Raw genomic sequence first — 8,764 nt, 5'->3', positions numbered from 1 at the left:
GACATGATGGATTCCATAATTGTTTTGATAATAAATATATTATATAACAATAAAATCATATAACAACTTTGCAGATAAATAAATAAATTTATTTTAATGAAAAGAATATTAAGAGTGAAATCTTATTATAGTAGCATTTAGGATTATATATTTTAAGGTATCTCATTCTAAATAAGGCGAAGTGAAGAGTTAATGTTAAAATACTCAGATGGAGTATTGCAAAATTGTGTTCAGTCCGTACAATGACCTTACCTAAACGGGTAGAGGCGCATTGCCTAAAAGTAGATTGTTAGAGGGTGATTCTGATGACAACAATCGAAAGGAGTCAATGCCGAAGTTAATTACGTTAATCAGACGTATTTAGCTGGGGTTATTTCAAAAAGGAATAACACTGCCATAGTCAATTTATTTTTTAACTATGGAGCGCTACTGTAGGGAAATGTTTTTCTATTCACTTCCTTAAACGGCACCGCCGTATCTGCAGTAGATCTCCAACCAAACTGGTTGTTGTAGATCATGAACTTAGCTGATTTTTCAAATTCTCCGATATCAATATTGCCCCCATTAATGGCTTTGGGTTTAGCAATTATTACGCGCCGAGTATTACTTTCTCTTGGTGTTGGTATCGTTTTAGGCGCAATTTTGCTGTCTAATTACTCCATTTCTGGCACTGCGTCTTACACCGTTAGCTCTGTTAAAGGAGTATTCATCGATGATGGTTCTATTAATACATGGAATATGAGTATCGTTGCTTTCCTTATTTTATTAGGAATGACAACGGCACTATTAACCCTTTCTGGTGGTACTCGTGCATTCGCTGAATGGGCACAAACAAGAATTAAAAGTAAACGTGGTGCAAAACTACTTGCTGCTTTTCTTGGTGTTTTTATTTTTGTTGATGATTATTTTAATAGCTTAGCTGTTGGTTCAATATCCCGCCCTGTAACTGACCGTTTTTATGTTTCAAGAGCAAAGCTTGCGTATATCCTAGATTCAACCGCTGCTCCAATGTGTGTTCTAATGCCAGCTTCAAGCTGGGGTGCGTATATTATTACTATTATTGGTGGTATTTTGGTGTCACACGGCGTGACTGAATACTCGGCATTAGGAGCTTATGTACGTCTAATACCAATGAACTTCTATGCAGTATTTGCACTATTAATGGTATTTGCCGTTATTTGGTTCCAACTAGATGTTGGTCCAATGCGTGATCATGAGAATGAAGCGGCACGCGGTAATGGTTTTGATGATCAAGCTGTGAATGCTGAATCTAAAGACTTAAATGAAGAATTGAATATTAAGGAAAGTGAAACGGGCAAGGTGTCTGATTTAATTTTCCCTATTATCGTACTGATTGTTGCGACTATCTTTTTTATGGTTTACACGGGTGCTCAAACCCTAATTGATAGCGGTAAAGAGTTTAATATTCTTGGCGCATTTGAAAATACAGATGTAGGTGCTTCATTATGCTACGGTGGTTTAATCGGTTTAGCTGCTGCATTAGTGACTGTCTTCCGTCAAGAGATTGATATTAAAGATATCGCAATGACAATGTGGATCGGTGCTAAATCAATGTTTGGTGCTATCTTCATCCTATTCTTTGCCTGGACAATTGGTTCTGTTATTGGTGATATGCAAACGGGTTCTTACTTATCTAGTTTAGCGCAAGGCAGCATTGGTATTCATTGGATCCCTGTTATCTTATTCTTGCTGTCTGGTTTAATGGCATTTAGTACAGGTACTTCGTGGGGTACATTCGGTATTATGCTTCCAATCGCAGGTGATATGGCTGGAGCAACCGATATTACTCTTATATTACCTATGTTAGGTGCAGTATTGGCAGGCTCAGTATTTGGTGACCATTGTTCTCCAATTTCAGATACAACAATCCTTTCTTCAACCGGTGCTCGTTGTAGCCATATTGACCATGTAGCAACGCAATTACCTTATGCGTTATCAATTGCTGGTGTTTCAGCGATTGGTTATATTGCCCTTGGTTTCACGGGTTCTGTATTAATTGCATTTCTTGCTTCTACAGCCGCATTCATCCTTGTTTGTGGTGGTTTAATGGTTCTGTCTAAAAAGCGTACAGTAACCGCATAAGATAATTATTATCGTAAGCAAACCGGTCATAATGGCCGGTTTTTTATTGCTTTTTATTCATGAAGTAGCGATCATAACGTTTATCTATTCTGATTGGAGCACGTAGTGTCTCGTTATACTTTACCTATTATTGATAAACATTCTCCTTTTCAAAAAGAATTTGAGCCTGTTATTCATGACCTCATCATGCATATCCGTTCAGCAGTCCCTAAATCTATTCATAGTGTTTATCTGTATGGCAGTGTTGCACGACGTACAGCTATTCCAGGACGTTCAAATTTAGATGTCACTCTTATTACGACGGTTCCTTTAACCAATAAAGAACAAACGTTGATTAATACGATTAAAGTACGCTTTCAATCTAAATACCCTCAAATTACTGGGGTGACGTTTAATATTGGTGAAGCGAGTGACGTATTACAGCTAGAGTCTATTTTTAGTTGGGGCTTTTGGCTTCGTCATTGCTGTGTGTGTATTTTTGGTGATGATTTATCGACTCGCTTTGGTGATTTTGAGCCAAGTTGGGACATAGCTAAAAATATGAATATGGACATTGAAGAATGGTTGCAGGTGTATATTAAGAAGATATCCACGAGTCAAAATATAGAAACTCAAGTCGAACAACAAAAAACAATTGCTAAAAAAATATTAAGAAGCTGCTATTCATTAGTTATGCATAGAGATAAAGGTTGGTACGATCATCCAGTATTGTGTGCTCGAAAGTTTTTGGAATATTATCCAGAAAAACAGACGGAGATTGAAAGAGTTGTTTTGTTATTGAAAGGTAGAAAAATACCCAAGCGTTCAGCCATTGCATTACTGCAAGAGTTTGGTGACTGGGTTGTTAATGAATTTAATAAAATTGAAAGAAGAATAGGATAAAGAGTGGATTCACATCAGAATGGATTTTTGCTCACAAGACAGAATAAAGAAATAAGAGCTCAAACCTTAGTTGAACTTTGGGTTAAATGTGACGGTCATATTGCACGGTTATTGATTGAAAATGAACGAGCAGTGGCTTTTATTTTGCAGGAACGATTATCAGAATATGAAGACCTGCTAAAGAATCAATCTATACCATACTCAATTAAGCCCACTCAACTTACTACGTATTCCGACCAGCCTATTGCTGGTCTTTATTTTTTTAATACTAACCATAAACGTCAAGCCTCTCAATATTTTGAACAAGCCGAATTACCTATTTTTGAAAGTGACATTCGATTAGCTGATCGTTATCTGATGGAGCGTTTCATCTGTGGGGGACTCTCGTTTGTTGGAACGCCAACACAAAGAAAAGGCCACATTGAGTATCGTAATGTCAAAATTAAAACTGCCTCAGTGTTACCACGCTTTAGTCAAGTCTCTCTTGATGTTGAGTGTTCTGAAAAAGGCATCTTGTACTCCGTGGCATTACATAGTGAATTGGATACTCGGATCATTATGGTTGGTCCTTCTGAGGAATCTGACTTGTCGATCCAGTGGGTTGATAATGAAAAGCAGTTATTGCTTGCTTTAGAGCATTGGTTTCAAACCTTTGATCCTGATATTGTGATTGGTTGGAATGTGGTTAATTTTGATTTTCGTTTACTGATCCAAAGAGCAAAATGGCATAACCTTTCTTTTCGGTTAGGTAGAGGAAACAGCACGCTTTATTGGCGAGATTCGGATGAAAACCGTCAACAGGGCTTTCTTTCTTTTCCTGGTAGAGTGGTTTTGGATGGTATTGATGCCTTAAAAACAGCGACCTACCATTTCTCGAGTTGGTCTTTAGAAAATGTGTCACAAGAATTATTAAATGAAGGTAAATCGATACATGATCCTAGTGACCGTATGGGTGAGATTAATCGTATGTATCGAGAAGATAAGCAAGCGCTCGCAAAATACAATCTTCAAGACTGTGTATTAGTTACTCGGATTTTTGAACAAACACATTTAATAGAATTTGCGATTGAACGAACTAAGTTAACGGGGATTGAGTTGGATCGGGTTGGTGGTTCTGTGGCGGCATTTACTAATCTATATTTACCTAGATTACACCGTTCTGGTTATGTTGCACCTAATTTGGAAAGTGAGAATTGGATAGCAAGTCCTGGTGGTTATGTGATGAATTCTAAACCGGGTTTGTATGATTCGGTTTTAGTATTAGACTTTAAATCACTTTATCCTTCCATTATTCGAACATTCAGGATTGACCCTCTTGGGTTGATCGAAGGTTTAAAACAAGAGACGGGAAAAGAAGAAGGTCAAGCGATTGAAGGATTTAGAGGGGGGCGTTTTCATCGAACAAAACATTTATTACCTACGTTAATTGAATCATTATGGTCTGCTAGGGATGTGGCGAAAAAAAATAATGAAAAGGCCTTTTCTCAAGCAATAAAAATTATTATGAATTCCTTTTATGGTGTATTAGGCTCTTCTGGTTGCCGTTTCTTTGATCACAGACTAGCTTCGTCAATAACCATGCGTGGTCATGAAATAATGAAGACCACGCGTGAATTAATTGAAGCTAAAGGCTATGAGGTGATTTATGGAGACACTGATTCAACGTTTGTCACGTTAGGTCAAAAGATGCCATCAAAAGAAGCAGACAGCATTGGTCATGATTTAGTGCAACATATTAACCAGTGGTGGACTCAGCACCTAGCGTCAACGTATGCCATTGAATCGTCATTAGAGCTTGAATATGAAACCCATTATCGTACTTTTTTAATGCCAACAATCCGTGGTTCTGAAACAGGATCAAAGAAACGTTATGCCGGTTTAATTAGAAAAGACGGAGAAGAGAAGATAATATTTAAAGGACTAGAAACAGTACGTACTGATTGGACGCCATTATCTCAAACGTTTCAAAAAGTGCTCTTTGATAAAGTATTTCATCAGCAAGAGGTAAAGGATTATGTTCGTCACTATGTGGATGACACCAAATCAGGGAAGCTAGATGACCTGTTGATTTACCGTAAGCGTTTACGACGGAAATTAGACGATTATCAAAAGAATGTTCCTCCTCACGTGAAAGCAGCTAGGCTTGCAGATTATTATAATCAACAAATAGGAAAAGAGCCTCAGTATCAATATGGTGGCTGGATTGAGTATGTGATCACAACTGCGGGTCCAGAGCCAATTGAATATAGAAGAAACCCAATTGATTACGATCATTACGTTGAAAAGCAGTTAAAACCGATTGCGGATGGTATTTTACCATTTATAGGTCTCGATTTTACCCAATTATCAGCATCACAATTAGGTCTATTTTAACGTTTGCTTTTGTTGTATATTGTTAAAAGGTATCAAAAATTATCGCTTTTTATCATATGTTTACTTTTTATTCAGTATGATGGTTAGTGATAAATTGCATTTAAAGTCAATAGGATTTTAATAGTAAAAATTTGCGTCCTAACGCATAATCAGTATGCGATAACCTTTTTTTTTAAGGTAAAATAGGCATGAAATTAGCCTCAGTTGAGGTTGCTGTAGATTTAAGTCGGAGTGTCAGTTGTGATTAAAGTTTTCCTTGTAGATGATCATGAGCTGGTTCGCACAGGGATTAGACGTATTCTTGAAGACGTCCGTGGGATTAAAGTAGTAGGGGAAGCTCACAGCGGTGAAGACGCCGTAAAATGGTGTCGAACAGAGCAGGCAGATATTGTTCTAATGGATATGAACATGCCTGGTATTGGTGGTTTAGAAGCCACGAAAAAGATTTTAAGATTTAACCCAGATATGAAAGTTATAGTATTAACTATTCATACGGAAAACCCATTTCCGACAAAAGTAATGCAAGCCGGAGCGGCTGGTTATTTGACGAAAGGGGCATGCCCTGATGAAATGGTGAATGCCATTCGCATGGTGCAAAGTGGGCAACGTTATTTATCACCTGAAATAGCGCAGCAAATGGCATTAAGTCAATTTACACCAGATTCTGAGAATCCATTCAAAGAGTTGTCAGAGCGTGAATTACAGATCATGATTATGATTACCAAGGGCGAAAAAGTGACGGATATTTCCGAACAGCTGAATTTAAGCCCTAAAACGGTAAACAGCTATCGTTATCGCTTATTCAATAAATTGAACATAAGCGGAGATGTTGAATTAACACATTTAGCTATTCGTCACGGTATTCTAAATGCTGAGACATTATAGTGTTTTCCTTTGATTCAACAGCTTTTCTAAAATCAGTAACTCATCAGCCCGGTGTTTATCGTATGTATAACACTGAGGCTGAAGTTATTTATGTCGGTAAAGCTAAAGATTTAAAAAAGCGATTATCTAGCTATTTTCGCAGTAATATCCCATCAGAAAAAACCAAAGCCTTAGTTAGTCATATTAACCATGTTGATGTAACTGTCACACATACTGAAACCGAAGCCCTTATTCTTGAACATAATTATATTAAGCAGTATCTGCCAAAATATAATGTGTTACTTCGTGATGATAAATCTTATCCTTATATTTTCATTTCAAACCACAAGCATCCTAGGATCTCTATCCACCGAGGGGCGAAGCGAAAAAAAGGCGAATATTTTGGGCCTTACCCAGATTCTGGAGCCGTAAGAGAAAGTCTACACCTCATTCAAAAGCTTTTTCCTATTCGTCAATGTGAAGATTCTGTGTATGCAAATCGTCATCGTCCTTGTTTGATGTATCAAATAGGTCGCTGCTTGGCACCTTGTGTTAAAGGTATTGTTAGCGACGAGAAGTATAAAGAGCAAACAGAATTCATTCGTTTATTTTTACAAGGCAAAAACCGACAGGTTATTCAAACGTTGGTTGAGCAGATGGAAGATGCGAGTCAAACGCTTAAGTTTGAAAAAGCGGCTGTTATTCGTGATCAAATTCAAGCAATGAGACGTGTTCAAGAGCAACAGTATGTATCGGACGATAGTGGCGATGACTTGGATGTTCTTGGTTTTGCGATTGAGAATGGATTAGCTTGCGTACATCTACTCATGATCCGACAAGGAAAGATTTTAGGAAGCCGCAGCTTTTTCCCTAAAATTCCAGCAAAAACAGATAAAGAAGAGGTATTTTCTAGTTTTCTTACGCAATACTATTTGAATCACTCACAGGGCCGAACGATCCCAAACCGTGTGATCACCAGTTTTGAATTTGATGGTGAAGGATTAGAGCAAGCATTAACTGAGTTATCAGGGCGTAAAGTTCAGTTTCAATTAAGTCCTAAAGGAATGAAAGGGCGCTACTTAAAACTGGCAGACACCAATGCATTAACGGCGTTAACCAGTAAGTCGAACCATAAATTAAGCATCTATCAACGATTTAAACAGTTAGAGGAGGCGTTATCTTTAGCTTCCATTCAACGTATGGAATGTTTTGATATCAGTCATACTATGGGGGAGAAAACGGTTGCATCGTGTGTTGTTTTTAATCAGGAAGGACCAGTAAAAGCAGAGTATAGACGTTATAATATCACCGGTATCACTGGAGGTGATGATTATGCCGCTATGGCTCAAGTTCTTGAACGTCGATACAGCAAACAATTAGATGTTGATAAGATTCCTGATATTGTATTTATTGATGGGGGGAAAGGGCAATTAAATCGTGCTTATGAAGTTATTTCTAAGCATTGGGATGATTGGCCAAAACAACCACTATTATTAGGGATTGCAAAAGGAGTTACACGTAAACATGGTTTAGAGACCTTAGTTAAAGTTTCTGGAGAAGAGTTTACGATGCCGAGTGATTCTCCAGCGTTGCACTTAATCCAGCATATTAGAGATGAAAGCCATAATCACGCAATCAGTGGACATAGAGCGCAGCGTGCTAAAGTAAGAAAAACCAGTACGTTGCAAAATATTGAAGGGGTTGGTCCAAAACGAAGACAAGCATTATTGCAATATTTAGGTGGTCTACAAGAATTAAAAAGTGCAAGTGTTGAAGAAATAGCCAAAGTACCTGGTATTAGTCACTCTTTGGCAGAAAAAATACAGGATGCGTTGAAACAAGGATAAAAAAAGCGCACCATAGGCCCAGCAGACCAAAACTAAAGAATTATTATGCGATTAACTATACCAAATATACTCACATTTATTCGACTAGCACTTATCCCTGTGTTTGTTGTTGTTTTTTACTTGCCTTATGAATGGTCCGCTGTTGCTGCTGCAATGGTTTTCTGGGTTGCCGGTTTTACTGATTGGCTAGATGGACTATTAGCTCGAAAATTAGGGCAGACGTCTCGTTTTGGTGCTTTTTTAGACCCTGTTGCTGATAAGGTGATGGTTGCTGCGGCGTTAATTTTAATTACTGAACATTATCATTCTATTTGGATTACGATCCCCGCGATTACAATGATTGGCCGTGAGCTTATCATTTCAGCATTAAGAGAGTGGATGGCAGAGATTGGTAAGCGTGCCAGTGTTGCAGTGTCATGGGTCGGTAAAGTGAAAACTGTTTCCCAAATGTTTGCTCTGTGGGTATTGATTTGGCGTTATGATGATTGGATGGTGTGGGTTGGATATGTTGCTCTTTATATAGCTACTATTTTAACGTACTGGTCTATGGTTCAATACTTAGCAGCAGCTAAAGATGATTTGCTTAATGCAGATGATTAATGAATGAATTCATATGAAAAGCGAACTTAGGTTCGCTTTTTTTATAGCATGTTAGGCGAGAAACCCCAGTGTTCAGCTTGCTGTCGCTGGGATGA

6 protein-coding genes and 1 riboswitch are annotated in these 8,764 nt (G+C 37.9%); all 6 genes read left to right on the top strand.

Translation table 11 applies throughout. From position 1 onward, the window contains the following. Positions 1–253: 253 nt before the first annotated feature. Positions 254–437: riboswitch (Lysine riboswitch) on the top strand. Positions 438–516: 79 nt separating this feature from the next. Further along, positions 517–2,103: a Na+/H+ antiporter NhaC family protein gene (locus tag Q1K78_RS16265; protein ID WP_300181308.1), complete on the top strand. Its 1,587-nt coding sequence runs from the start codon at positions 517–519 to the stop codon at positions 2,101–2,103. A 105-nt stretch (positions 2,104–2,208) separates the two neighbouring features. After that, positions 2,209–2,985, top strand: a complete 777-nt coding sequence (locus tag Q1K78_RS16260; protein ID WP_300181305.1) for a nucleotidyltransferase domain-containing protein — start codon at positions 2,209–2,211, stop codon at positions 2,983–2,985. Positions 2,986–2,988: 3 nt separating this feature from the next. Beyond that, positions 2,989–5,358 (top strand): DNA polymerase II, encoded by a 2,370-nt coding sequence (locus Q1K78_RS16255; RefSeq protein WP_300181303.1) that lies wholly within the window; start codon positions 2,989–2,991, stop codon positions 5,356–5,358. Between the two features lie 240 nt (positions 5,359–5,598). Beyond that, entirely contained in the window at positions 5,599–6,243 is a 645-nt protein-coding gene (gene uvrY / locus Q1K78_RS16250; RefSeq protein WP_300181300.1) for a UvrY/SirA/GacA family response regulator transcription factor, read from the top strand. Next, complete coding sequence (uvrC, locus tag Q1K78_RS16245) at positions 6,243–8,069, top strand: excinuclease ABC subunit UvrC (RefSeq protein WP_300181296.1); 1,827 nt, start codon at positions 6,243–6,245, stop codon at positions 8,067–8,069. Before uvrY ends, uvrC begins: the two co-directional genes overlap by 1 nt. A 45-nt stretch (positions 8,070–8,114) precedes the next feature. Next, entirely contained in the window at positions 8,115–8,669 is a 555-nt protein-coding gene (gene pgsA / locus Q1K78_RS16240) for a CDP-diacylglycerol--glycerol-3-phosphate 3-phosphatidyltransferase (RefSeq protein WP_300181293.1), read from the top strand. The last annotated feature ends 95 nt before the right edge of the window (positions 8,670–8,764 follow it).

The organism is uncultured Aliivibrio sp. (genome assembly GCF_946479765.1).
Taxonomy (GTDB): domain Bacteria; phylum Pseudomonadota; class Gammaproteobacteria; order Enterobacterales; family Vibrionaceae; genus Aliivibrio.
Note: the sequence above shows the minus strand (reverse complement) of the source record. Positions and strands in the feature narration are given on the sequence as shown.